Raw genomic sequence first — 25,222 nt, forward strand, 5'->3', positions numbered from 1 at the left:
GCGGTTTGCATGACGGATCGCGTCGCCTGGTTTGAGGGCCGCTTCGCGGCCCAGCGGGAGCAAGCTCCCTCGCCACAGGTCTATCTGCTACTTATTGGCTGTGATGTGCTTGCGTCCAGCCATATGCTTCAAATACCCCACCAACATCTCCAGATCGCTGTCGGGCAACACCTGCGCCGAAAACCCCGGCATCTTCGCCTGCGGCCACTGCCGCAAGCTCTGCGGATCGCGGATATACCGCTTCAAAAAGTCCGCGCCAAAATATTCGGTCGGGTTAAACGGAATATTAAGATCCGGTCCGAACTGCGCATCCCCGGCGCCATTGAGACGATGACACGCCAGGCAGTTCTTCTGAAACAGTGCAAACCCCAGATTCACCGGATGATCCGCCTTTAATGCCGGATCCGGCAACAGGGCAGGGAAGCGCTCTGCCACCGGCGCCATGCGCTTGATGCTCGCCACTTGAAAGGGCCATTGTTCGGGACTGATGTTGCCCGCCTGCGGGTTGGTCCAGACCAGATAAAACGGCCCCGCACCTGGCTTGCCTTCGGACAGTGGCGGCCACGGCTTGGCCGGGTCTTCAATCGCCAGCCAGGCCCGCGCGCCCTTGGCATTGAGCAACGGCGCGGCTGCCAGTTCAGCGGCAAAACCATCCAGTGCCACCGCTTGCAAGTGATCGTCAGGCGTGATGCCGGTCAACAACGTCGCCAGGGGCACGGCGCGATAGCTCATGTCCCGTTTATAGGAAACGTCGTTGGTAATCGTGAGGGTCTGCACCTGAGGATGCTTGAGCAATTCCTCGGTTTGCCAGGTGCGACTGTTCGCGCCCAGCTCCAGGTTCAGCTGTGCGGCATAAAGGGGCGAGCCGAACAGCAAGGCCCCGAGCAGAATGAGCGTTTTCAAATGATCGCCGTCCATGTCGTGGAAGTGCCGCAAAGGTTGGCACACCCACGTTGGCCCGGGTAGCGAGCCAGTCACATTTTTGATGAGGCGATAAAAAACCTTGGCGCCGTATTTTAATAACCGACTAGCCGATCACCTTGGTCAGGTTCGGCAAAATCAACAACAGCGTAGTGGCGAAAAGAATGAGCCCGGCTTGACGTACTTTCGAATGTTTGAACATGGCTTGACCGCCTTTTTTGTTATTTCCTGATGCCTGCCTGCATATCTCCATGACGGCAGCGCGTTGCACTTCCTGTAGAGCGAGCGCCTCGGCAAAACCCGACGACAACTTCGCATATGTTCACCTTAGGGCCCGCGTCACTCGTGGTTTAGATCCCTTTCGTATGGAGCGCGCACAAATTGCTTTAAAAAAGGCATGAGGCCTATTGCCAGCTTCTTTGCCGCCCTTTTGCTAGACAGCTCGGTGTCCTGAAACGGTTATCCGGTAACACACTACCGTCCGTCTGAGCGTGTCCGTCAACGTCTGTGAGCATTGCGGTCATTGAATCGGCGGTGGCTCGGCATAAGGTGAAGGCTCAGTATTTTCACCGTCAGGTTCGAGGACGTCATGACCCAAGCTTTGATTTTCGACGCGTTACGCACGCCCCGTGGCAAAGGCAAGGCCGATGGTGCCTTGCACAGCGTCAAACCGGTGAACCTGGTGGCCGGGTTGCTCAGGGCGCTGCAGCAGCGCACGTCGCTGGACACCAGCCAGGTCGATGACGTGGTGCTGGGCTGCGTGACGCCGGTCGGCGATCAAGGCGCCGACATCGCCAAAACCGTGACACAAGTGGCCGATTGGGACGTCAGCGTGGCAGGTGTGCAGATCAACCGCTTCTGCGCGTCGGGGCTCGAGGCGGTGAATCTCGGGGCGATGAAAGTGCGTTCCGGCTTTGAAGAACTGGTGGTGGTCGGTGGCGTCGAGTCGATGTCCAGGGTGCCGATGGGCAGCGACGGCGGCGCCTGGGCGCTGGACCCGGAAACCAATCTGCACAGCCATTTCACACCGCAAGGCGTGGGCGCCGACCTGATCGCCACCCTTGAAGGCTTCAGCCGTCAGGACGTCGATGCCTACGCGCTGCATTCCCAGCAAAAAGCCGCGCGGGCGCGGGCCGATGGATCGTTCAGTAAATCGCTGGTGCCGGTACGGGACCAGAACGGCATTCTCCTGCTCGATCACGATGAATTCATCCGCGCCGACTCCACGCTTGAAGGCCTGGGCAAGCTCAAGCCGAGCTTCGAGATGATGGGGCAAATGGGCTTCGATGCCACGGCGTTGCGGGTCTACAGCCACGTCGAGCGAATCAACCATGTGCACACGCCGGGCAACAGTTCCGGGATCGTCGATGGCGCGGCGCTGATGTTGATCGGCTCCGAAGCCAAGGGGCGCGCGCTGGGCTTGCAGCCACGGGCGCGGATCGTCGCCACGGCGGTTACCAGCACCGACCCGACCATCATGCTCACCGGCCCGGCGCCGGCCACGCGCAAGGCGCTGGCCAAGGCCGGGCTGCGGGTCGAAGACATCGACCTGTTCGAGGTCAACGAGGCGTTTGCCTCTGTCGTACTGAAATTCATCAAGGACATGACCATCGACCCGGACAAGGTCAACGTCAACGGCGGCTCCATCGCCATGGGCCATCCCCTCGGCGCGACCGGTTGCGCAATCCTCGGCACGCTGCTCGATGAGCTGGAAACCCGCCGCCTGCGCTATGGCCTGGCGACGTTGTGTGTCGGCGGCGGCATGGGCATTGCCACCATCATCGAACGCCTCTGAGCCCCCGATTTTCAGGAAAACAAGAGCCATGAACGAAGCAATCCGTTACGAAAAAGGGCAGGACCAGATCGTCGTCCTGACCATCGACATGCCGGGCCAGAGCGCCAACACCATGAACGCGGTCTACCGTGAGGCCATGGCTGCCTGCGTCGCCCGTTTGGTGGCTGAAAAAGACAGCATCGCCGGCGTCATCATCACCTCGGCCAAGAAAACGTTTTTCGCCGGTGGCGACCTGAATGAACTGATCAAGGTCGGCAAGCCTGAAGCCAAAGCGTTCTATGACATGGTGCTGACGCTGAAGGGCCAGTTACGCACCCTGGAAACCCTGGGTAAACCTGTCGTCGCCGCGATCAACGGCGCGGCGCTGGGCGGTGGCTGGGAAATCTGCCTGGCATGCCATCACCGCGTGGCACTGGACAATTCATCGGTGCAGCTCGGTTTGCCGGAAGTCACCCTCGGCCTGTTGCCGGGCGGCGGCGGGGTGGTGCGCATGGTGCGCATGCTCGGTCTGGAAAAAGCCTTGCCGTATCTGCTTGAAGGCAAGAAGGTCCGCCCACAGCAAGCCTTGCAGGCGGGTCTTATCGATGAACTGGCATCGGATGGCGAAGAGCTGCTGGCCAAGGCTCGAGCCTGGATCATCGCCAACCCAGTGGCTGTGCAGCGCTGGGACGTGAAGGGCTATCAGATACCGGGCGGTACGCCATCGAATCCTAAAGTCGCGCAGATGCTGGCGATAGCGCCGTCGATCCTGCGCACTAAAACCCAGGGCTGCCTGCCCGCGCCGGAGAAAATTCTTTGCGCGGCGGTTGAGGGCGCGCAGGTGGATTTCGATACCGCGCACCTGATCGAAACCCGTTATTTCACAGAGCTGACCACCGGCCAGGTCTCGAAGAACCTGATCGGCACCTTCTGGTTCCAGCTCAACGAGATCAATGCGGGCGGCTCGCGGCCTCACGGGTTTACACCTTATGTGACACGTCGAGTGGGCGTTTTGGGCGCCGGGATGATGGGCGCCGGGATTGCTTTTGTCAGCGCATCGGCGGGCATCGACGTGGTGCTCAAGGACATCAACCTCGCGGCAGCGGAGAAGGGCAAGGCACATTCGGCGGCATTGCTGGACAAGAAAGTTGCCCGCGGCCAGTTGAGCGCCGAGCAGCGCGATGCAGTGCTGGCGCGAATTAAAACCACCGAAAAGGATGCCGATCTGGCCGGCTGCGATCTGATCATTGAAGCCGTTTTCGAAGATCGCGAACTGAAAGCCAAAGTCTCTTCCGCCGCGCAACTTATCGTTGGCCCTGACGCAGTGATTGCTTCCAACACGTCGACCTTGCCTATCAGCGGTCTCGCCACCGCCGTACCGGACCAGAGCAAGTTCATCGGCCTGCATTTCTTCAGCCCCGTGGAAAAAATGCCCTTGGTGGAAATCATCAAAGGCGCCCACACCAGTGACGAAACCCTGGCCCGAGGGTTCGATTTCGTACTGCAAATCAAGAAAACGCCGATTGTGGTCAACGACAGTCGTGGCTTTTTCACTTCTCGAGTGTTCGGCACCTTCACCAACGAAGGCATTGCCATGCTTGGCGAAGGCGTGAGCGCAGCGATGATCGAGACCGAAGCCCGCAAGGCTGGCATGCCGATCGGGCCTCTGGCGATCTCCGACGAAGTTTCCCTCAGTCTCATGAGCCATATCCGCCAGCAAACCGCCAAAGACCTGCAAGCAGAAGGGAAACCGCTGATTGAGCATCCCGCGTTTGCCGTGATTGACTTGCTGCTCAACGAATACAAGCGTCCAGGCAAAGCCGCGGGCGGTGGTTTCTACGAGTACCCGGCCGGTGGCCAGAAGCATTTGTGGCCGGAGTTGAAAACCCGCTTCGAGAAAGTCGACGGACAGATTTCGCCAAAGGATGTGCGCGATCGCCTGCTGTTCGTGCAGGCCCTCGAAACCGTGCGCTGCGTGGAAGAGGGCGTACTGACATCGACGGCGGACGCCAATGTCGGGTCGATCTTCGGTATCGGTTTTGCGGCCTGGACTGGTGGCGCGCTGCAGTTCATCAACCAGTACGGTGTGAAAGACTTCGTCGCCCGCGCGCAATACCTCGCCGAACAGTACGGCGAACGGTTCGCACCACCGGCGTTGCTGCTGCAAAAAGCCGCCAGCGGGGAGGCGTTTTAAGGGACCGATGACGCACTCCGGGGCTTGCCTTGTCACCCTGTTTCGAGGCAGGCTCTGGGGTGTGCATTATTCCCATCACGTGTCAGGTATTTTTTATGTCGTTACGCATCTGCATTCTGGAAACCGACATCCTGCGTCCGGAACTGGTCGATCAATATCAGGGTTACGGGCAGATGTTCCAGCGTCTGTTTTCGCAGCAGCCTATCGCGGCCGAGTTCACCGTCTATAACGTGATGCAGGGCGAATACCCAAGCGATGATGAGGTTTTTGACGCCTATCTCGTCACCGGCAGCAAGGCCGATTCCTTCGGCACCGACCCGTGGATCGAAACCCTCCGCACTTACCTGCTGACCCGTTACGAACGCGGCGACAAACTGCTGGGGGTGTGCTTCGGCCATCAGTTGCTGGCGTTGCTGCTGGGCGGCAAGAGCGAGCGCGCGACCCAGGGCTGGGGCGTCGGCACGCACAGCTACAAACTGGCGGCCAAGGCGCCGTGGATGAGCCCGCTGCGCGAAGAGCTGACGTTGTTGATCAGTCACCAGGACCAGGTGACGTCGCTACCGGAAAACGCCACGGTCATCGCTTCCAGCGATTTCTGCCCGTTTGCCGCTTACCACATCAACGATCAAGTGCTGTGCTTCCAGGGGCATCCGGAGTTCATTCACGATTACTCGCGGGCGTTGCTGGATATTCGCCAGGAAGTGCTGGGCGAGCAGATTTATTCGAAAGGCATGGCAAGCCTTGAGCATGAGCATCACGGCACCACCGTTGCGGAGTGGATGATGCGGTTTGTGGCGCATAAGCCAGAGGCGCAGTCGGTTTAGCAGGCTGGCACAACACTTGTGGCGAGGGAGCTTGCTCCCGCTGGACTGCGTAGCAGCCCCATCCTTTGGGGCCCCTTCGCTGCCCAGCGGGAGCAATGGGTTGTCAAAGCCACCCTGACTTCTTGAAACTCCCCCACAAACTCACGCACCCCACCGCTATAAACCCCAACACCGCGAAATACCCGTAATGCCAGGTCAGCTCCGGCATGTTCTGGAAGTTCATCCCGTAGATCCCGGCCACCGCCGTCGGGAATGCCAGAATCGCCGCCCACGCCGCAAACTTGCGCTGCACCACGCTTTGCCGTGAGGCCTCCAGCAACACCCCGACTTCAATCGTCTGGCTGGCGATATCCGCCAGGGTTGTCAGGTCTTCCATCTGCCGTGTCACATGAATCTGCACATCACGAAAATACGGGCGCATGTTCTTGTCGATAAACGGAAAATTCAGTTTCTGCAGTTCCTCGCCGATCTCCACCATCGGCGCCGCATAACGACGCAGGCGCAATACGTCTCGGCGCAGGCCATGAAGCTTCTGGATGTCATGTTCATTCAGCGCGCTGCACAGCACGTTCCGCTCGAGCTCATCGATCTCGGCATGGATTGCTTCGCCTACCGGCTGGTAGTTTTCAATCACAAAGTCGAGGATGGCATAGAGTACGAAATCTTCCCCGTGCTCCAGCAACAGTGGACGCGCCTCACAACGCTGTCGGACAAGGGCGTAGGACGCCGAGTGACCGTTCCGGGCGGTGATGATGTAACCATTGCCGGCAAAGATATGAGTCTCGATGAACTCCAGTTTGCCTTCGTTGCGAATCGGCGAATACGTGACGATAAACAGGGCATCACCGAAGGTTTCCAGCTTCGGTCGACTGTGTTTTTCCAGGGCGTCTTCGATGGCAAGTTCGTGCAGGTTGAACTGGCGTTGCAGGTTCGTCAGCTCTTGGGCATTTGGTTCTTCAAGGCCGATCCAGACAAAGTGGCCGGGCTTGGCGGCCCAGGCCGCGCCTTCGTCGAGGGTAATATTGGAGACTTTCTTTCCAGCGCTGTAAACCGCAGCAGCAACAACTCTACCCATGATTCAGGTTCACTTCTTATTTGGCAGGTGGCAGTAGCAGGCATTGATCAGCTTAGCCTTGTCTGCTGCTTGAGAGTCAGTGAAATCTGCAGAGTTCGAAGCTCGCAGGCAAAAGAAAACCCGCACAGGGCGGGTTTCGTTTCACGCGGCTTGCAGTTGCCGATCCATCGAGGCAATGCAATCGCGCATCTGCTCGCGGCACTGTGCGATCAGCAGGGGCATGTCGTCCAGGCTCAGTCCGGCGGTTGGAATCGCCGGCAGTGAACGGATCAGAATTTTCCCACTGCGCCAGCGGTTCAATCGCATGTGCTTGACGTAACTGCTGACACACACCGGGACGATCGGCACACCCGCCGCGATCGCCATCTGGAAAGCACCTTTCTTGAAGGGCAGCAGTTCTTCACCGAGGTTGCGCGTGCCTTCCGGGAATACCCAGATCGAGGTGTCTTCATGCTGCAAGGTGTGCGTCGTGGTCAACATGGACTGGCGCGCCTTGTGCGCATTGCCACGGTCGATCAACACATTGCCGGCCAGCCAGAACAACTGGCCGAACAACGGCACCCACTTCAGGCTCTTCTTGCCGATGCACACGGTGCGGCGGGGCACCACATTGCCGAACACAAACAGATCGTAGTTGGACTGGTGGTTAGCGATGATCACGCAGCTGTCAGGTTTGTCCATCAACGGACCGACCTCGGCCTTCACCCGCAAACGCAAAATACACATCGCCGGCCACGCATACAGACGTGCGCACAAACGGCTGTTGTCAGGATTGAACGGCCGACACAGACCCAGAATCACCCCGAGTACACCGGCCAGGATAAAGTGCAAGCCCATCAATAACATACGAAGCACGAACAGCATTTTCAGGCCCCACCGGGACAAAAGGTGGCGCAGTGTACGGATGTGCACTGTTTTCGGCAATTGCCGCTAAAAGGTAGGAGATGGCCGATGTTTGAGCGCATGTTTCCGACTTATTGGTCAGACGTGTTCTAGAGTGGTTGTAGGCTTTTCAACAGAGCTCGTATGAAAAAGCCCGACACGACGGTCGGGCTTTTCGGTGTAGCACGCTTGGGCTTAACCCATATGTTCCTGATCCAGGATGATTGCGTTATCCAGCGTATCCAGCAGTGCCTTGCGCACCTTCAGCTTGGTGTTCTTGTGTGCGTTCATGTTGATCTTCTTCAGTTGACGCGCCGCCGCCAGTGCAGCGCCCTGCAACTCTTCAGCCGATACCACCACGTCAAGGAAGCCTGCAACCACGGCACCCTGCGGATTGAACATCTCGCCATTGATGACCGAACGGTTGAATGCCGCTTTGCCCAAGCGATCACGGGCGATCTCGATACCGGCGTGGTGCATGGTCATGCCAATCTGCACTTCGTTCAGACCAATGCTGAACGGGCCGTCGACACCGATGCGGTAATCCGCCGACAACAACAGGAACGCACCCTTGGCCACGGCATGACCCGGGCATGCAACGATCACCGGGAACGGGTGCGACAGCAGGCGACGGGCCAGGGTTGAACCGGCCGTCACCAGCGCCACGGCTTCTTTAGGGCCGGCTGTCATCACCTTCAAGTCATAACCACCGGACAGAATCCCCGGCGTACCGGTAATGATCACCACTGCACGATCAGCCACCGCCTGATCCAGCGCAGCATTAAACGCAGCAATCACGTCCGGGGAGATAGCATTGACCTTGCCGTTGCTCAAAGTCAGGGTCGCGATGCCGTCTTCGAGGTGGTAGGAAATCAACTCACTCATGACGCTATTCCTTGTATGAAAGTTGAGGCAGACGTTACCCACCGCCGCAGGCCAGGTAAAGCGCCGTGACTGACCCGCCAGTCACACTTTCCCCTCCGGGCAAGCCCAACCCGCCACGCCCGCCATGCCTCGCCTTCTATATAGATAAGAGGGTGCGAAGCCGGAGATTGGCGGGTTTGCCTTGCCCAGAGACCCGCAGAACGTCTAAATCGCTAACCGCATGAAAATTCTGCAAAAAAAGTTTGCCATCAGAAAAGCTTTCGACTACATTAGCGCGCCTCGACAGACAGAACATGTCTGACGAGATACGGTGAAGTGTCCGAGTGGCTTAAGGAGCACGCCTGGAAAGTGTGTATACAAGAAATTGTATCGAGAGTTCGAATCTCTCCTTCACCGCCAAATTTGTAAAACACAAACCCCTGATTTTCCTAGAGAAAGTCGGGGGTTTGTGGTTTCTGGCGTCTGAAAAATGTCCCAAGGGACTTTTATGGGGCTCAAGGGGCATCCTGGGCTGAGCTTGTCACACTGGGCAACAAGGGGACGGAGGCCAGAATATGTCCCGCCCACCACTGCTTAATGTGGCTAATGGCAAGGCGAATACGGCAGCGCGTTCGCCTATTTTACGGTGGACTCCATCGGCACTCCGTTTGCCGGCGGTGGCTTGAATACCGGTCTGCGGGACCTGGCGCGGTTTGGCGAGATGCTACGCAATGACGGTCGGGTCAATGGCCAACAGATCGCGCCCAAAGCCGTGGTCGATCCCTCGGCCAAGAGGGTGATTGTTCGGTACGCTTCCCATCCCGTTGCCGGCGTTTGATGCGCTGGCTCAACATTTATCCCGGTTGCCTTGAGTGCCAGGGCCATGAAAAAGGAAAACCTATGATCACCACCACAACCCACGCCATCGAAGGCCGACAGATCACCGCCTACCTGGACATTGTCAGCGCCGAGTCGGTGCAGGGCGTCAACGTTATTCGGGACATGTTCGCCGGGATGCGCGACTTCTTCGGCGGGCGCTCTCAGACATTGGAGCGTGCGTTGAAAGAAGCGCGGATTCAGGCGACCGATGAGATCAAGGAACGGGCGCGGGCGATTCAGGCCGATGCCGTGGTGGGGCTCGATTTCGAGATCAGCATGCCGGCCGGGAAGGGCGGGATGGTGGTGGTTTTCGTCACCGGGACGGCGGTTAAACTGAGGTGAGTCCGGTACGAATTGTTGTGTTGGTTTTGTAGGAAGCGGTGTAGCCCATTCGTCGGGCATCGGTGATATGAATTACAAGTCCGGTAATGACCGACTAGTCTCAAAAGCTTGGTGGTCGATATGTTTCAGGCAAATAGGGCTTGCCGGTGTCGATCCCGCATTTTGAGAGGGGTGAAAAGATGGCTGATCCGTATATCGAAGACGACGGGGCTGAATTTCCGATCAACAATTGCGTGCAGTGTGGCCAGACAGACTATGAGTCGGGCTTTGGTGACGACAAGGTCAAGCTCGGCAAGATGAAAACCATGGTGCGCCAGGGACCGAAGGCGAAATTTCTACCCAAGGTAGCGACGCCGGTCAGGAAGTAGCTTCCATGAATAGACCCCGCATCGAGCGGGGTTTTTTATGTGCGCCCAGCATGGGCGCAATCTTGTGGGTGAAAGTCCCGCCGTAAGCTGACCACAGCGAACGAAGTGAAGCGCAACTGCATGAGGGCGACCGAGTGTGGGGAGGAAGCGTGAATCGAAACCGCGAGCCGATGTACAAGAACCGGATACAAGGCGAAGCCGACCAGGGCGAGCGGGCATAAAACCGCGAAGCTCTTGTGGTCAAGGGTCAGGCAGCGTAAATCCGGCGGTTGTGCGGTGAAGGATTGCGTTCTTACCTGGGGAGATCTCGCCTTGTGCCTGAAAGGGCGACGGCGCGAGTCGGAGCGAGAAGTCAGCAGAGGCCGTAGTAGTCTTTTTTTTTGACGAAGGGCCGAACGAGAGAAAGCGTCATAGGCCATGTTGATGCGAAAGACCGGAAGTCAGATGCCTGCCAAACGCGGGGCGGACGGAGATAACGAGCGGTGAAACCGTGAGAAATCCTGTCAGCGACGAGGTCAATCGCCCGCAAAATGAACCCGATAACGCAGGACAAGGGCTGCTGGAACGGGCCTTTGCGAGAGAAAACCTGAAACGGGCGTGGAAACGGGTCAAGGCCAACAAAGGTGCAGCGGGAGTCGACGGTCTGGATATTGATCAGACGGCCGAGTACCTGCTGACCCAATGGGCGGGGATTCGTGAACAGCTTCTTTCAGGAGTCTACCGGCCCAGTCCGGTACGGCGTGTGGTCATTCCCAAACCTGACGGCGGTCAACGCGAGTTGGGTATCCCAACGGTCACCGACCGTTTGATCCAACAAGCGTTGCTGCAAGCCTTGCAGCCATTACTCGATCCGACCTTCAGTGAACACAGCTACGGCTTCCGTCCGGGACGCTGTGCGCAGGACGCCGTTTTAGCGGCTCAGCGCTATGCCTCTTCAGGACGTAAAGTGGTGGTGGATGTTGATCTGGAGAAGTTCTTCGACCGGGTCGATCACGACATCTTGATGGATCGTTTGCGCAAACGGATTACGGATCAGGCGGTTATCCGGCTGATTCGCGCCTATCTGGATGCGGGAACGCTGATCAATGGCGTGGTCGAGAAAAGCCGCTGCGGGGCGCCGCAAGGCGGCCCACTGTCGCCGTTGTTGGCGAACGTGCTGCTGGACGAAGTGGATCGGGAGCTTGAACGCCGAGGCCATTGTTTCGTGCGCTATGCCGACGATGCGAACGTGTATGTGCGCAGTCAGAAGGCGGGGCAGCGGGTAATGGCCCTGCTGAGGCGGCTGTACGAAAAGCTGCACTTGAGCGTCAACGAGAGCAAGAGTGCAGTGACGAGCGCGTTTGGTCGCAAGTTTCTGGGCTATGAGTTGTGGTCAGCCCGAAGTGAAGTCAAGCGCGCGGTCTCTTATAAGGCGCAGAAACAGTTCAAGCAGCGTATCCGCTGGCTTACCCGGCGCTCCTGCGGGCGTAGCTTGCAACAGGTCGCAGATAATCTTCGGCCTTATCTTTTGGGCTGGAAAGCCTACTTCACGTTGTCGCAAACACCGGCAGTCTGGCGCAAGCTGGACGAATGGATACGACATCGACTGAGAGCGATCCAGCTCAGGCAGTGGAAGCGTGGCCCTACGATCTATCGAGAGCTGCGGACACTGGGGGCGAGCCAGCAGGTGGCGCAGAGGGTGGCCAGTAACTCTCATCGCTGGTGGCGTAATAGCCGTTTTGAGTTGAATCGTGTGCTGAATATTGCGTGGTTCGACAGGCTGGGATTGGCGCGCCTCTCATAACCTCAATCTCTCGAACCGCCCGGTGCGGACCCGCATGCCGGGTGGTGTGGCAGGGGAGCGGCCTATGAAGGCCGTCCCCTATGCCGATGCCTGAATGATTTTTGTCGAGGCTTGTTTTTTTTGGTCCGGCCTTTTCACAAAGTTTTCACAAGGTCCTACGTAATCTCAACTCATCCGTTAGAAAGCAACACCTGGCCCGTCTCCCCAGCGGGCTTTTTTTTGCCTGTCATAAAACCTTTTCCATAAACGTTGTCCAACCGTCGCCAATGGCGAGGTCGGGATCGTGCGTCTGGACTTTCTCGCCGCTAAAGCATTCAATCTCGACCCTTTTTGATTTCCCCCTATTTTTGAGGTTCTTGTCATGCGTTTAACACTGCCCGCCCTGGTTCTGGGGCTTTTGGTTGCTCAAGGTGCAATGGCTGCTGGCGACGGCACGGCCGCGCTGGGTGGCGGTCTGGGTGGCGCGCTGGGTAACGTCGTCGGTCAAAGCATGGGCGGCAGCACCGGCGCAGCGATTGGTGCCGGTGTTGCGGGCGCAGCCGGCAGTGCCGTGGCAGCACGCAAAGGCAGCCGTACCAAGGCGGCGATCGGCGGCGGTGTGGGTGCAGCTGGTGGTTCGGTGATCGGCAACAGCCTGGGCGGCAAGACCGGTTCCACCATCGGTGCTGGTTTGGGCGGTGCGTTGGGCGGTGGCGTTGGCAGCAATCTGGCCAAGGGTCACAAGCGTCACTGATCCTGAGTGATCAGTTCAAAAGCCCGGCTTTGATGCCGGGCTTTTTGTATCTGGCTGTTTCTTCTTCGCAGCTAGCGCATCTTTGGCGGTCCAAACGTCATCGCTGACCGGATTCAGTGGGGCAGGTGCTAGACTCCGCCGATCCGCAGCGCGTTCTTTTCCCCCGATGCGGAATTAGAGGTTCATATCATGCGTTTGACATTGTCCACGTTGGTTCTGGGACTTTTGGTCGCTCAAGGTGCGATGGCTGCCGGTGATGGCACCGCGGCTGTTGGCGGTGGTATTGGCGGTGCACTGGGTAACGTGGTCGGCCAGCAAATGGGCGGCAGCACAGGTGCAGCGATTGGCGCAGGTGTGGGTGGCGCGGCGGGCAGTGCGGTTGGCGCGCCTAAAGGCAGTCGCACCGCAGCGGCCGTTGGTGGTGGTTTGGGCTCGGCGGGTGGCTCGGTGATTGGTAACAGCCTCGGTGGCTCGACCGGTTCCACTATCGGCGCAGGCCTGGGCGGTGCAGCGGGTGGCGCGGTGGGCAATAACCTGGGCACCGACAGCGGCAGTTCCCATTCCGGAAACGGGCACAAAAACAAACACAAGAATAAACACAGGAATAAACATCGCTGACCCGATAGCGAATGACAGTAGAAACCCGGCCTGGCGCCGGGTTTTTTCGTTTGCGCGAGAAGTACTCCGGAACGTTTGCTCCCAGTCTGCCTCGAACTTCATACACACCTGAATATCGAGAGGTATGCCATGACGCCTGAAACCGAAGGCAAGGAAGAAAAAGGTCCGAGCGGACTACCGTTTATCAATGATCCGGGTAATGAAGATCCGGGGTCGCTGATGGATGATGCAACGGTGCCGCTCAACGATGCCGATGAGGCGGGTGACATGGGCCAGACAGAGTTTGAAGACGAGGATGACGACGAAGACGAACAATGATCAGTCGCTGCGATCGGGGCGACCGATCGTCCCCCTGATCGAACTGCGTTCGTCACGCTGTCATCAAAATGTCAGGACCTGTTTTTCAGGCCCCTTGAGAGGTGACTTATGAACGCTGGCCCGAAAGACACCGATGACGATACCCCGGAGTACCCACTGCCTTCGCCGACCGATTCGCTGAGTCGCGATCAGCGGCCGCCGGATGATGACGAGGCGGGGGTGGAGCAGGTGCCTGATAGTGATGTAAAGCGAACTGATACTGATGTTGAAGCGTTGCCGGATGATCCGGATGTTGCAGGGGGAGATGGAGCTCACGAACCGAGTTAGATTATATTTTGTGGTCTTTCACCGCGTCGTCTTTAAGCTCGGCTGACTTTTTTTGTTTTCCAATAAAATCATTCCTCCATAAATCAAAGAAAGCTATTTGTTCGGAAATATCCTTGACGATGTTTTCGTCTTCATAATCGAAGGTGCGGACAATATCTTCGAATGATGCTGATTGCCCCAAAGTCATCTCATAGGCTACTGACCCATTGCTCATCTGAGAGCACATTCGCGATGGGAATACATTAAGTTTTGATCCTTTGCAAAGAAACTTTATTTCAGGAAATTCCTTGCGGATTTGTGCGAGGCAAAAAAATTGGTCGTGGTCGCTGTATGTTTTTCTGAATCCGTTTTCTCTTATAAAGGTTAAAGAGTCTAGATGCGCTTCAATTATTGCATTTTCAATTTTTGTGCCTGTTTTAAGTTTTATTTTATGTCTGAGCATCTGCGTTCTCGTTGTAATGTGGCGGCTGTGGAGTTTAAGTAATAAATGTTTCCAGGGTGGCGGGTTTTTATGGCGTTTCAGAATTGCCTTTAGATTCCTGGCCGCGTATGGTCAATGAAATTCCAAGTGACTCCAGCCAACGTTTGTAAAAAGTTCTTTGCTCTTCGATATTATTGGTGAGGTTTTCGTCTTCGTAATCAAAAATTCTTACCAGGTCCTCTTCCTCACTAGGGATCCCTAGTTTCAGTTCGTATGCAACAAGTCCGGTGGACATTTGCGAAGACATGCGAGAGGGATGAACATTCAGTTTGGCGCCTTTGCATAGAAATTTTATTTCAGGGTGGTCAGCTCTTAATAAACCGAAGCACGCATACATGTCATAGTCGCTGTAAGTTTTGGTTAGGCCATTTTTCATTATAAAAGTTAGTTCAAGCTTTCTCCTGTTGCATTGAATTGTGGCTGTTTCAATGGTTCCGTTATTGTCTATTGATATTTCTAGGTCTTTCATGGTCATTTCCTGAAAGGGTTGGGTATTGAATAGCCTTTATAGCTACCATCCTCATAAACGGGCGTAGCACCGACGATGTCATCGTTTTTTATGCCTCCCGGGACAGCTATTTCTACTTCGCGTCGATGAGGGGACATTAATCCAAGTTCTTTGTTTACATCGAGCCCACTTATATTTTTTAGTACATAAACATAACCGTCGGCAATCCAGTGGCCCGTGGCAAATTTTTTCGCTTGTTTTTCCTCTGTCGAAGTACTAACAAAGTAGCTTGGAGGGTTTTTGTTATCTACTGCGTGCAGGTACAGGTCTTCGCTGTCTCCCCATGGCTCAAATCCCCCCTCAAAAATTTCCCACGGTTCTCGCTCGTCACCTCGGTACAAATAATAGTTATCCTTTTTGATATTTGGAGTTTTGGGCTCCCCCTGATCAACCGTAACCCTGTCCACCAGGTCCTTGTCACCAGATGAAGTCCGCTTACACCCGTCCCCTCCCGGACACTCACTCAACCCCAACGGATCAACCCACCCCGTCGGACTCCGCGTGTACTGGTACTGATTCAATCCCCCGGCCAGCTTGCTCGGATCCGGCGTCAGGTACCGTCCAACATCCGGTTGGTAATACCGATGGCGGTTGTAGTGCAGGCCGCTCTCGGCATCAAAGTACTGCCCCTGAAACCGCAAGGGCTGGTCGAGGATCTGGTGGGTGTCGCGGTTAAGGCGGGTGAGGCGGCCATAGGCGTTGTATTGGGCTGCCCAGACGATTTCGCCGCTGTAATCCGTCAGTTCCTGCGGTGTACCGAGGTGGTCGAGTTGGTAATAGAACGGGCATGCCTTTAGCGGGCCCTTGCCATCAAGCATGGCCAACGGACGGAAAGTGCCCGGTTCGTAAACGTAACTGCGGTAGTGCTCGCGGCTGCTTTCGGCGACGAGGTGGTCGCCTTGCCAGAAGAATTCTGTGGTTTTGCCGTCGACGGTTTTGCCGATGCGGCGGCCGAAGGCGTCGTAGCGGTAGCTGGCGCAGCGGCCATCCGGGGTGGTGACGCCGATCAGCCGGTGCTGGCAGTCGTAGCGGTATTCGGTGACCAGTTTTTGCCCGGTGCCGCGGCGTTCGCGGATCAGGTTGCCGAAGGCGTCGTAGTCGTAGTGCCGGTCGCCCTGCCTCAGCAGGCGATTGCCGTTGACGGTGGTCGGGCCGGGGCGGTCCTGCATCAGCAGGTTGCCGGCCGGGTCGTGGGCGAAGCTTTCCGGTGGCTGGTCGCGAGAGTGGCGGACGCGGGTCAGTCGGTTGAGAGGATCGTAGTGGTAACTGCGCTGGCCGTGGCGGCTGTCGGCGAGGCTGTCGAGATTGCCGTTGAGGCTGTAGGCATAATCGCGGCGGTACAGCGGTTGCTGGTGTTGGCTGACGGCATGCGCCTTCAGACGGCCTTGATCGTCGTAGGAGAATTCGCTTAGCAGTAGGCCTTGCTGGCGCTGCTGTTCGCGACCGAAGGTGGATTGGTGGGTGGTGAGCCGCGTGCCGTTGAGATCGATGGCGGTCAGCGCGCCGCCCTTGGCGTGGCGATAATCGAGTTTGCTGCCGTCCGGCAGACGCATCCGTTTGAGCTGGCCGCAGGCGTCGTAGCCATAACGCAGGGTGCCCCAGCCCTGGTGTTCGGTGATCAGCCGATCCTGTTGGTCGTACTCGAATTCCAACGGGTGATCGTGACCGTCGTCAACGCTGACCAGCCGTCCCAGGCTGTCGTAGCAATATCGAATCTTGATGCCGTCGGGCAGGGTCTTGACCAGCAAGCGGCCGGCCGAGTCTCGTTCATAAGCGGTGACGAGTTGCGAGCCATCGTCGCCAGCCTCGGTTTTCTCCAGCAGATGACCGTTGAGGTCGTAGGCATACGCGGTGCGACGGCCGTCGAATCCGGTTTCCTGTCGGATCAAGCCATTGGGCGTGTAGTCCAGCCGATATTTTTCGCCTGACTCGTTTTCGATCTCGGTGAGTAACAGCTGTGCGTTGTCGTAGCGATAACGCAGCTGAGTTCCGTCGGGATTGATCCGGCGGCTGACCAGGTGCAAATCGTCGGCGTATTCGTAACGCGTGACGCGGCCCAGTTCGTCGCGCTCGGCGGTTATCTTGCCGTAGGCGTTGTAGCTGAAGGCGCGGACGGTGCCCGTGGGAAGCGTCGTAAGAACCAGCCTGCCCACGGCGTCCCATTGATAGCGGGTGACCGCACCGTGTTCGTCCTGACGAGTCGTCTGCCGGCCCAACGCATCGTAGGAAAACCGCCGCTGACCACCGCCCGGCAAGGTTTCTTCGACCCGTTGCCCCAAGGTATTCCAGACGAAGAGATGACGGCTGTTGTCCGGGTAACGGATCGACAGCAACTGACCTTTTTCGTCGTAGTGATAGTGGGTCGTCTCACCGTCAGGATCGGTCGCCTCGGTGATGTCACCCTGAGTGTTGCGCTGGTACTTCCACACCGCTTTGCCGCGATACCGCGCGTGCAGGAAACCGTTGCGGTACTCGTAGGACGTGGGCTCGTCCTCCGATGGAATCAGCGCAATCAGCCGTCCGACATCGTCGTAACGGTACTCAGTGACCGCGCCCTGCGGATCCTGCTCGGCAACCAGACGGCCCTTATCGTCATAGGCCTTTAGCGCTTCGCCACCTTCCAGCCCGACCCGGCGTACCAGGCGTGCGCGGTCGTCGTGTTGATAAACCTCTTCACTGCCATCACTGTTGCGGACCGTGACACTGCCCGCGTCATCCCAGACATACCGCGTGTCCATTTGCGAAAACGACGCCCAGTGTCGGACGCATCGCACAGCCTTGCCGGACCCTTCCCACTCCCAGAAGAAACTCGCGCCACCGGCCAGTTGCCGCTGCAAAATGACCTGCTGGCCGTCGTAGTCGTAGCGTTCGCTTTCACCGAGGGCATTGGTGGCTTCGATCAAGCGATGACAGGCGTCGTAGCGATAGGCAACCAGTGTCTGCTCGGTACGCCAGGCGTCCTCCAGCGTGGCGGCTGGGTGAAAGCTCTGATACTCGACGGCGACGAGGTGTCGGCGCTCATAGCGCAATCGCAGTGAGCGCCCTGCGCCGTTGTCGAGGCGCGTGATTCTGTCGGATCTGTCGCGCTGCACCGTCAGCCGGTTGCCATAAGCGTCGCTGATCGCCGTCAGTCGTCCTGTCCGGAAGTGGTAAAAGCGCGTTGCTTCGCCGGCCAGTGCGAGGACCAGTTCTTCCGGCTCACCCCCCAGATAAATGGCCGCCCGCGACAGGCTGTTGTGGATGGCCGGTCGTTCGCTGTTCGGCAGCGGGAAAGTGATGCAGCGGTTTTCGTGGTCGATCCAACTGACGTTGTCGCCATCGATTTCCAACCGGTGCGCCAGGGAGTGACTCCAGCCAAATCCGAGCCCGCCGTCGATTTCGACGGCACTGGTGCGATACACGCGGGTGAACTCGAACGGCAACAGACCATCCAGCGAGCCATCGATCAGCGTCAGCAGTTCTTCGCCGGTGACCATCGACACCGGGCAGCCGTTGGTCGCGGTGTTGTCCGCTGAATCGACACTGTCGCCGTTTGGGTTTTTCGCCGGGGCGGAGGCATCATCGCGATGTTCCTGCCGGGTCAGGCGGGTCCTGGTTTGGGACTTGTTGCGGGCAATGGCGAGTGGATTGTTGACCTGCACAACCGCTGATTGACGGTCGGTAATGCGCATTGGAACCGCTGGCGCAGGTTTGAGCGGCGCATCCCGGGCATTGACGATCAAAGGTTTAAGCGCACCTGCGTGACGGGTAAGGTCAGCGCCCGCCGTGAGCCCGGCCAGGCGCGAACTTGCCGCCGCCAGCCATTGTCGGGCTCGCTCGGACTTGATCTTGCCCAGTACTTTGGCGCTCATGCCGACGTGCAGTCCGGCAGGCCCCGTGAGGCGCACCAGCAGGAAACCGATCAGTATCTCTGTACGAATTTCCGCCACCACCTCGGCGACGTACTGCGGTGGCAACAGGCGCAACCAACTGGTGAAGGCCGCGAGGTGAATGAACATCAACGGCTCATCGCTTAACACCAGCAGCACGTTGGCGATGGCTTCGGTCGATGCGTTCAACAGCGTTTCGAGCTCAACCTCGCTCAGGTACTCCAGGAGTTTTTCGCTGTTGGCTTGCAGGTCTGCCATCAGGGCAAATACCTGCTTCACGTCATCCCACAAACCGTGCAGCGATTTCTCGAAGCCACGCCAATCGGCCCGCTGCAGCAGGCCATAGCGTTCAGTGAAACCTGCCTCGGTAAAACCCGCCCACAGCGGTTGAAACTCGGTTGTCCATTCGTTGCGCAACCAACCTTCAAGTTCGTCGATCACGCTTTGATAAGAGGCGTAAAGCGCTTTGACGTGTTCGGTGGATACGTCGGGAAAGAACGTGATGCGGTAACGCTGGCCACGCCAGCATTCAGGGATTTCGAGAATGCCGCTGGGGCCAATGACTTTGTGAATCGGCTCGCCAAACGTCGGTACGCCGTTGTCCTCGGCCAGCAGGGGTTCGAGCATCACCGGCGTATCGCCGATCGGCACGAAACGCGCAGCTTCAAACAGGTGCACCAGGGTCAACGGACCGCTGGCCGGGCACGTGGCGAGTGTCGAACTGACAGGCGCGGTGGAGTCCTTCGGTGCACTCAAGCGAACGTCGTTGCCGACCTTGAACACCTGCTCGACGTCCAGCGCCCAACCGGTCCAGAAGTTTTCCGCCCAGGCCTCGTAGTCGTTGAGGCAGAGGCGAAAATCCCCGAGCAACGCTTCGACGTCCGGTTGCCCCGGGTTCATGGCGGCGACCACGAGCAATCCGATGGCGTTGTTCAAGGCCAGGACCTTGTCGGGGTTGAACATTCGCAGTCCCTCGCGCGGATCAATTTTGATCGCGAGACTTTGCGGGGGATCAACGGGGAAAGAAGTCGGGAAAGGAGGCGTTTGGTGTAGGGCAAATCGCTAAATCATCGGCAGCACTTCCGAACCGGTGCTGGACCGTCGGGAGATTGCCCGTTGCTCTATGTCGGCCGCGCTCGTTATGCTGCTGAACCCTTTAATCAAATCCGCGATTCAGCCGTACTGGAGTCGGTCGGGATGTCATTAAAAACGGATCAGATGCGATGAATGCACCGCTGAAAGAGTTCGGCCCGATCAAAGCCGTGATTTTCGATATGGACGGCTTGCTCCTGGACACCGAGGGCATTTACACCGAGGTTACGTCGATCATTGCCGGGCGCTATGGCCGGACCTTCGACTGGAGCGTCAAGCAGAACATCATTGGCCGCGGCGCGGGCGATCTGGCGCGTTATGTGGTCGAGGCGCTGGAGCTGCCGATCACCGCCGAGGAGTTCCTGGTGATCCGCGAGCCGCTGATGCGCGAGCGTTTTCCTACAGCGTTGGCGATGCCTGGTGCAGAGGAGCTGGTTCGGCATTTGAAGGCCAACAACATTCCAATTGCGGTGGGCACCAGTTCTTCGCGTCAGTCGTTCGGCCAGAAAACCACGTTGCACCGCGACTGGTTTGCGCTGTTCGACTTCATTGTGACGGCCGATGACCCGGAGGTTGGCGCAGCCAAACCGGCGCCGGATATCTTCCTCACGGCAGCACGACGCCTGGGCGTTGCGCCTGAAGATTGCCTGGTGTTCGAGGATTCGCCGTTCGGTGTCACGGCGGCGAAAGCGGCGGGGATGACGGCGATTGCGATTCCCGATGCGGCGATGGCTGACGAAAAATACGCACACGCGGATGGCATTCTTCGTACGTTGAAAGCGTTCACGCCAGGTGCTTGCGGTTTGCCCGCGCTTGAGTGGGCTTAACGCGACAGGCAGCAAGACACAGGCAACTGTGGGAGCGAGCAAGCTCGATCCCACAGTTTGTGTGTTGACTGATCCGTATCAGGCACCGAAACCGCCGTCGATAGTCAGGCTGGCACCGGTGATGTAACCGGCTTCCGGCCCCACAAGGTAAGCGACGAAGCTGGCGATCTCTTCCGCTTTACCGTAACGACCCACCGCCATCAACGGGATCAGGCTTTCGGCGAAGTCGCCGCTGGCCGGGTTCATATCTGTATCGACCGGGCCCGGTTGCACGTTGTTGATGGTGATTCCACGCGGGCCGAGGTCGCGGGCCAGGCCCTTGGTCAAGCCGACCAGTGCCGATTTGCTCATGGCATAAGGGCCGCCACCGGCGAAGGGCATGCGGTCGGCGTTGGTGCTGCCGATGTTGATGATGCGACCGCCTTCGGTCATGTGTTTTGCGGCAGCCTGGGTGGCGATGAACACGCTGCGGACGTTGATCGCCAGCGTCTGGTCGAAGTCTTCGAGTTTGAAATCTTCCAGCGGGGCCACGGCCAGCACGCCAGCGTTGTTGACCAGGATGTCCAGGCGTCCGAAGGCTTTGACGGTGGCGCTCACGGCGTTGCGAATGGCCTCGGCGTCGGCACTGTCAGCCTTGATGGCCAGCGCTTTGCCGCCGCTGCCGGTGATGCTGTGTTGCAGTTCTTCGGCCTTGGCCGTGGAGCTGACGTAGGTGAAGGCAACGGTCGCGCCTTCAGCGGCCAGGCGTTTGACGATGGCTGCGCCGATGCCGCGGGACCCGCCTTGAATCAAAGCCACTTTGCCGCTGAGGTTCTGAGTAGTCATGTCGATCTCCAAAATCCCGAGGCGAGATGTCTCGGTTGATGGAGCCTAGTATCGATTCCCGATTACACGCTGAGTAGCCGGTAATTGCGATAGTCTGTGTAAACCAAAAGTTTATAGTGGCGCCTATGGAAACCTTCAGCAGTATCGAATGCTTCGTGCGCAGTGCGGAAGTCGGCAGCTTTGCCGAAGCTGCGCGGCGACTGAGCCTGACACCCGCAGCGGTGGGCAAGAGTGTGGCAAAACTTGAGGCGCACCTCGGCGTGCGGCTGTTTCAGCGCAGCACCCGCAGCCTGACGTTGACCGAGGCCGGTCAGTTGTTTCTCGGCGAAGTCAGTTCCAGTCTGCTCACCATCCAGAATGCGGTGGCAAACCTCGCCAGCGCCGAAGGACGCCCGGCCGGTACGCTGAAAGTCAGTATGGGCACGATGTTCGGTCGTTTGTATGTCGTGCCTCTGTTGGGCGAGTTTCTGCGGCGGTTTCCGGCAATCAACCCGGATTGGCATTTCGATAACCGACAGGTCGACCTGATCGCTCAGGGATTCGATGCCGCGATCGGTGGGGGATTTGAGCTGCCGCAAGGCGTTGTGGCGCGCAAGCTGACGCCAGCCCATCGGGTATTGGTGGCTTCAGCCGACTATCTGGCGGAGCGCGAGGCGATCGTCGAGCCCGATGATCTCAAGCATCACGATGGCATCCTCATTCGGTCGCCGCAGACGGGGCGCGTGCGTTCCTGGCAGTTGACCAGTCGCACTCGGCAACACAGTCCCCTGACACTCAAGGCGCGGATGACCATGAGCGATTCGGAAGCGGCCTGTGCGACCGCGGCTCAGGGGTTGGGCATTGCGCTGGTGAGCATGCCGTTTGCCGCGGGGTATCTGGAGGCCGGAACGTTGCTGCGGGTGTTGCCCGATTGGTATGTCGACGATGGCAATATTTCTATCTATTACGCTGAGCACAAATTGTTGCCGGGCAAGACTCGGGCGTTTGTGGATTTCATTATTGAGCAGTTTGCGGAGCAGGGATTGGGGGCGCGGTTCAGTGCGGTTTGAGCCTGGCTTTGGACAGCGATGCTGCCATCGCGGGCAAATAGGGGATTTGTGAACGGCATAGATCCCTGTGGGAGCGTGGCTTGCCCGCGATGAACGATAACGCGGTCTACCGGCCAAACCGCCCCGGCCACCCAACGATGTTCTTCGGCCGCGGCGCGGCATACGTCCGCACTTTCGACGTCGACAACCCCAACCGCACCAGCGATTCGGCAATGGTCACCGCCGCCGTCACACCATCCACCACCGGAACCCCGGTGCGCCGGCGTATCTGTTCATCCAGCCCGGCCATCCCGCCGCAGCCGAGGCAGATCACCTCGGCCTTGTCTTCAACCACCGCCCGCTCAGCCTGACGAACAATCGCTTCCAGTGCCCGCTGCGGATCGGCTTCCAGCTCCAGCACCGCCAGACCACTGGCTCGCACCGAGGCACAGCGGTCCCAGAGCCCGGACAGTTTCAGGCGGTCTTCGATCAGCGGCACCGTCCGGTCCAGCGTAGTGACGACCGAATAGGCATGACCGAGGAACATCGCCGTGCTCGCCGCCGCATCGGTGATGTCCACTACCGGCACGTTGAGCAATTCTTGCAAGCCTTCGCGACCGTGCTCGCCATAACCGGCCTGGATCACCGCATCGAAAGGCTGGTCGTAGGACATCACCCGGTCCATTACAGCGATGGCCGCCAGGTAGCTTTCGAAATTGCCTTCGATGGAGTCGGCGCCGAAATGTGGCGTCAGGCCGATGATTTCGGTGCCTGGCGCGGCCACGGCTTGCGCCGAACGCGCAATGGCCTGGGTGATGGATTCAGTGGTGTTGACGTTGACCACGAGAATTCGCATGGGAAGTCCTTATAGCGGGTGGTTCTGCGGCCCGACGATGCCGGGCCGTCATGGGGTTAATGGCTGACGTTGTCGACCGCGATGGCTTCACCGCTGACGTCGGCGTAGTGGGGCTGCCGCTTGGCGATAAGCAGGTAGAGCATCCCGGCAATAACGGCGCCGATCAGCCAGGAGAAGGGTGATACGAGGTGGAAACCCGGCACCAGCGCCAGGATGATGGCGATCAGCGCTGCAGGAATGAACGCCGCCACCGCACGTAAATTGACGCCACGGCTGTAATAATAAGCGCCGGCGGGATCCTCGCTGTACAACTGCGGCACGTTGACCTGACCTTTTCGTACAAGCCAGTAGTCGACCATGATCACGCCATACAACGGGCCGAGCAGGGCGCCGAGACCGGACAGGAAATACACGATCACCAACGGGCTGTTGTAGAGGTTCCACGGCAGGATCAGTACCGCAATGGTCGCGCTGATCAGCCCGGCGCGACGGAAGGTCAGGTATTTCGGCGCCAGGTTACTGAGCACGAAGGCCGGGGCGACGAAGTTGGCCATGATGTTCACCGCCACGGTGACGATCAGGAACGCCAGGCACCCGAGCACCAGAAAGAAGGTGTTGGGAATCGACGCGATGATTTCCGTCGGACTTTCGATGATCCGGCCGTTGATCTGAAATTGCGCACCGCACAGCAGGACGGTGATGCCGGCGAACACCAGAATATTCACCGGCAGGCCCCAGAAATTTCCGACCTTGATCGTCTTGCGGCACGGCGATGAACGGGCGAAGTCGCAGAAGTTGAGAATCAGCGTGCCGTAGATCGCCAGCCACAACGCGCCGCCAGCGAAGATATTGCGCCACATCTCGCCGCCGGTCAGCGGCTCGCGGATCGACCAGGCGATGGTCGCGTCGGCCTGAAAGTACATCCAGGCGGCGAGGGCCGCGACGGTCAGCAGAATGACCGGCCCGGCAAACGCTTCGTAGCGCCGCACCATTTCCATGCCGTAGGCGAGGATCGCCAGTTGCACCAGCCAGATGGCGACAAAACACACCCAGCCCAGGCTCGACAAGCCAAGGATCGAATCGTGATCGTAATCGGCGAAGCCCGGATGCACCGCTGTCAGCAGCACGCGAAACACAACCGAGGCGAGGTATGTCTGAATGCCGAACCAGGCGATGGCGATCACGGCGCGGATCAGTGCAGGAATTTGCGCCCCGTGGATACCGAAACTGATCCGGCTGATGACCGGAAACGGCACCCCGGTTTTCTGGCCCATGTAGCCGGACAAGTTCATGAAGCAATACACCAACGCTGCGCCGATCCCAAGCGACAGCAGAATCTGCCAGCCGCCCAGGCCCAGCGCATACAAGCCGATGGCGAAGGAGTAGTTGGCGATGTTGTGAACGTCGTTGGTCCACAGCGCGAAAATGCTGTATCGGCCCCAGCGCCGGCCTTCGGCTTTGGTCGGCGCCAGGTCTTTGTTGTGCAGTCGCGGGCTGAGCACCACAGGTTCTTGAAAGGTCTGATCGTGAGCGGTGGGTGGAAAGGAGGGCAGATCCAGCGCGATGTTGTTGTTGGAGAGGCTAGTACGCATTCCGGCAGGCTCCGAGCTTGGCGTCGCGATGACTGTGCATGAGCGTTGGCTCGACAAATCTTCGTCGCGGGCGACAAGCATCATTGGTTACGGGGCATCTGCAGCCTGTACGGGATAGGGCGCTTCAGGCTTGCGGATCTTGAGTGTGTGTATGTTTTGAGTTGATTGTATACAAAACATGTATGCACTTAAGCCAGATCCATGCCAGCCACAGGTCTATCATTTTTGCTGCTAATTTCGTT

Annotated in this window: 22 protein-coding genes, 1 tRNA gene and 1 pseudogene; 14 read left to right on the top strand and 10 right to left on the bottom strand. The window is 58.4% G+C overall.

Annotated elements, in window-relative coordinates:
- Positions 1-87: 87 nt before the first annotated feature.
- A complete protein-coding gene (locus tag B723_RS14710) occupies positions 88-918 on the bottom strand; it encodes a c-type cytochrome (RefSeq protein WP_017337352.1) in 831 nt (276 codons plus the stop codon).
- A 592-nt stretch (positions 919-1,510) separates the two neighbouring features.
- On the opposite strand from B723_RS14710, the gene B723_RS14715 reads away from it, so the two are divergent.
- The 3 genes from B723_RS14715 (at position 1,511) to B723_RS14725 (ending at position 5,713) form a co-directional block, all read left to right on the top strand.
- Entirely contained in the window at positions 1,511-2,716 is a 1,206-nt protein-coding gene (locus B723_RS14715) for an acetyl-CoA C-acetyltransferase (RefSeq protein WP_017337353.1), read from the top strand.
- 28 nt (positions 2,717-2,744) lie between these two features.
- Positions 2,745-4,889, top strand: coding sequence for a 3-hydroxyacyl-CoA dehydrogenase NAD-binding domain-containing protein (locus B723_RS14720; RefSeq protein ID WP_017337354.1), 2,145 nt, complete (start codon positions 2,745-2,747; stop codon positions 4,887-4,889).
- A 95-nt stretch (positions 4,890-4,984) separates the two neighbouring features.
- Positions 4,985-5,713: an amidotransferase gene (locus B723_RS14725; RefSeq protein ID WP_017337355.1), complete on the top strand. Its 729-nt coding sequence runs from the start codon at positions 4,985-4,987 to the stop codon at positions 5,711-5,713.
- A gap of 103 nt (positions 5,714-5,816) precedes the next feature.
- Here B723_RS14725 and B723_RS14730 read toward each other — a convergent pair whose 3' ends face one another.
- The 3 genes from B723_RS14730 to B723_RS14740 all read right to left on the bottom strand — a co-directional run bounded on the left by B723_RS14730 (position 5,817) and on the right by B723_RS14740 (position 8,555).
- Entirely contained in the window at positions 5,817-6,788 is a 972-nt protein-coding gene (locus B723_RS14730; RefSeq protein ID WP_017337356.1) for a magnesium and cobalt transport protein CorA, read from the bottom strand.
- A gap of 141 nt (positions 6,789-6,929) precedes the next feature.
- A complete protein-coding gene (locus B723_RS14735) occupies positions 6,930-7,652 on the bottom strand; it encodes a lysophospholipid acyltransferase family protein (RefSeq protein ID WP_017337357.1) in 723 nt (240 codons plus the stop codon).
- Positions 7,653-7,865: 213 nt separating this feature from the next.
- Positions 7,866-8,555 carry a crotonase/enoyl-CoA hydratase family protein gene (locus B723_RS14740; protein ID WP_017337358.1) on the bottom strand — a complete coding sequence of 230 codons (690 nt, stop codon included), beginning with the start codon at positions 8,553-8,555 and terminating at the stop codon, positions 7,866-7,868.
- 309 nt (positions 8,556-8,864) lie between these two features.
- Here B723_RS14740 and B723_RS14745 point away from each other — a divergent pair.
- The 9 genes and pseudogenes from B723_RS14745 to B723_RS33645 all read left to right on the top strand — a co-directional run bounded on the left by B723_RS14745 (position 8,865) and on the right by B723_RS33645 (position 13,902).
- Positions 8,865-8,954: transfer RNA gene (locus B723_RS14745), tRNA-Ser, on the top strand.
- 211 nt (positions 8,955-9,165) lie between these two features.
- Positions 9,166-9,366: pseudogene (locus B723_RS14750) on the top strand (6-aminohexanoate hydrolase); the annotation flags it as partial.
- Between the two features lie 68 nt (positions 9,367-9,434).
- A complete protein-coding gene (locus B723_RS14755) occupies positions 9,435-9,755 on the top strand; it encodes a YbjQ family protein (RefSeq protein ID WP_017337360.1) in 321 nt (106 codons plus the stop codon).
- Positions 9,756-9,934: 179 nt separating this feature from the next.
- The gene (locus B723_RS14760; RefSeq protein ID WP_031318578.1) at positions 9,935-10,123 is read left to right on the top strand and encodes a hypothetical protein; all 189 of its coding nucleotides are present in this window, start codon (positions 9,935-9,937) and stop codon (positions 10,121-10,123) included.
- 490 nt (positions 10,124-10,613) lie between these two features.
- Positions 10,614-11,906 (top strand): group II intron reverse transcriptase/maturase, encoded by a 1,293-nt coding sequence (gene ltrA / locus B723_RS14765; protein ID WP_017341082.1) that lies wholly within the window; start codon positions 10,614-10,616, stop codon positions 11,904-11,906.
- 361 nt (positions 11,907-12,267) lie between these two features.
- On the top strand, positions 12,268-12,639 hold the full coding sequence (locus B723_RS14770; protein ID WP_017337435.1) for a hypothetical protein: 372 nt from the start codon (positions 12,268-12,270) through the stop codon (positions 12,637-12,639).
- 189 nt (positions 12,640-12,828) lie between these two features.
- Complete coding sequence (locus tag B723_RS14775) at positions 12,829-13,257, top strand: glycine zipper domain-containing protein (protein WP_017337436.1); 429 nt, start codon at positions 12,829-12,831, stop codon at positions 13,255-13,257.
- 129 nt (positions 13,258-13,386) lie between these two features.
- Positions 13,387-13,575, top strand: coding sequence for a hypothetical protein (locus B723_RS14780; RefSeq protein WP_017337437.1), 189 nt, complete (start codon positions 13,387-13,389; stop codon positions 13,573-13,575).
- Positions 13,576-13,683: 108 nt separating this feature from the next.
- The gene (locus tag B723_RS33645) at positions 13,684-13,902 is read left to right on the top strand and encodes a hypothetical protein (RefSeq protein WP_017337438.1); all 219 of its coding nucleotides are present in this window, start codon (positions 13,684-13,686) and stop codon (positions 13,900-13,902) included.
- Between the two features lies 1 nt (position 13,903).
- On the opposite strand, the gene B723_RS14790 is transcribed toward B723_RS33645, so the two are convergent.
- The 3 genes from B723_RS14790 to B723_RS14800 all read right to left on the bottom strand — a co-directional run bounded on the left by B723_RS14790 (position 13,904) and on the right by B723_RS14800 (position 19,723).
- Positions 13,904-14,344: a hypothetical protein gene (locus B723_RS14790; protein WP_017337439.1), complete on the bottom strand. Its 441-nt coding sequence runs from the start codon at positions 14,342-14,344 to the stop codon at positions 13,904-13,906.
- A gap of 67 nt (positions 14,345-14,411) precedes the next feature.
- Positions 14,412-14,852: a hypothetical protein gene (locus tag B723_RS14795; RefSeq protein WP_017337440.1), complete on the bottom strand. Its 441-nt coding sequence runs from the start codon at positions 14,850-14,852 to the stop codon at positions 14,412-14,414.
- A gap of 2 nt (positions 14,853-14,854) precedes the next feature.
- Positions 14,855-19,723, bottom strand: a complete 4,869-nt coding sequence (locus tag B723_RS14800) for an RHS repeat-associated core domain-containing protein (RefSeq protein ID WP_017337441.1) — start codon at positions 19,721-19,723, stop codon at positions 14,855-14,857.
- 260 nt (positions 19,724-19,983) lie between these two features.
- On the opposite strand from B723_RS14800, the gene B723_RS14805 reads away from it, so the two are divergent.
- Entirely contained in the window at positions 19,984-20,679 is a 696-nt protein-coding gene (locus B723_RS14805) for an HAD-IA family hydrolase (protein ID WP_017337442.1), read from the top strand.
- Positions 20,680-20,757: 78 nt separating this feature from the next.
- Here the strand turns inward: B723_RS14805 and B723_RS14810 are convergent, their stop codons facing one another.
- Entirely contained in the window at positions 20,758-21,504 is a 747-nt protein-coding gene (locus B723_RS14810) for a 3-oxoacyl-ACP reductase family protein (protein WP_017337443.1), read from the bottom strand.
- Between the two features lie 125 nt (positions 21,505-21,629).
- On the opposite strand from B723_RS14810, the gene B723_RS14815 reads away from it, so the two are divergent.
- On the top strand, positions 21,630-22,553 hold the full coding sequence (locus B723_RS14815; RefSeq protein ID WP_031318602.1) for a LysR family transcriptional regulator: 924 nt from the start codon (positions 21,630-21,632) through the stop codon (positions 22,551-22,553).
- A 106-nt stretch (positions 22,554-22,659) separates the two neighbouring features.
- Here the strand turns inward: B723_RS14815 and B723_RS14820 are convergent, their stop codons facing one another.
- Positions 22,660-23,388: an aspartate/glutamate racemase family protein gene (locus B723_RS14820; protein ID WP_017337445.1), complete on the bottom strand. Its 729-nt coding sequence runs from the start codon at positions 23,386-23,388 to the stop codon at positions 22,660-22,662.
- A 56-nt stretch (positions 23,389-23,444) separates the two neighbouring features.
- Entirely contained in the window at positions 23,445-24,980 is a 1,536-nt protein-coding gene (locus B723_RS14825) for an NCS1 family nucleobase:cation symporter-1 (RefSeq protein WP_017337446.1), read from the bottom strand.
- Between the last annotated feature and the right edge of the window lie 242 nt (positions 24,981-25,222).

It is taken from the genome of Pseudomonas fluorescens NCIMB 11764 (assembly GCF_000293885.2).
GTDB classification, from domain to species: domain Bacteria; phylum Pseudomonadota; class Gammaproteobacteria; order Pseudomonadales; family Pseudomonadaceae; genus Aquipseudomonas; species Aquipseudomonas fluorescens_B.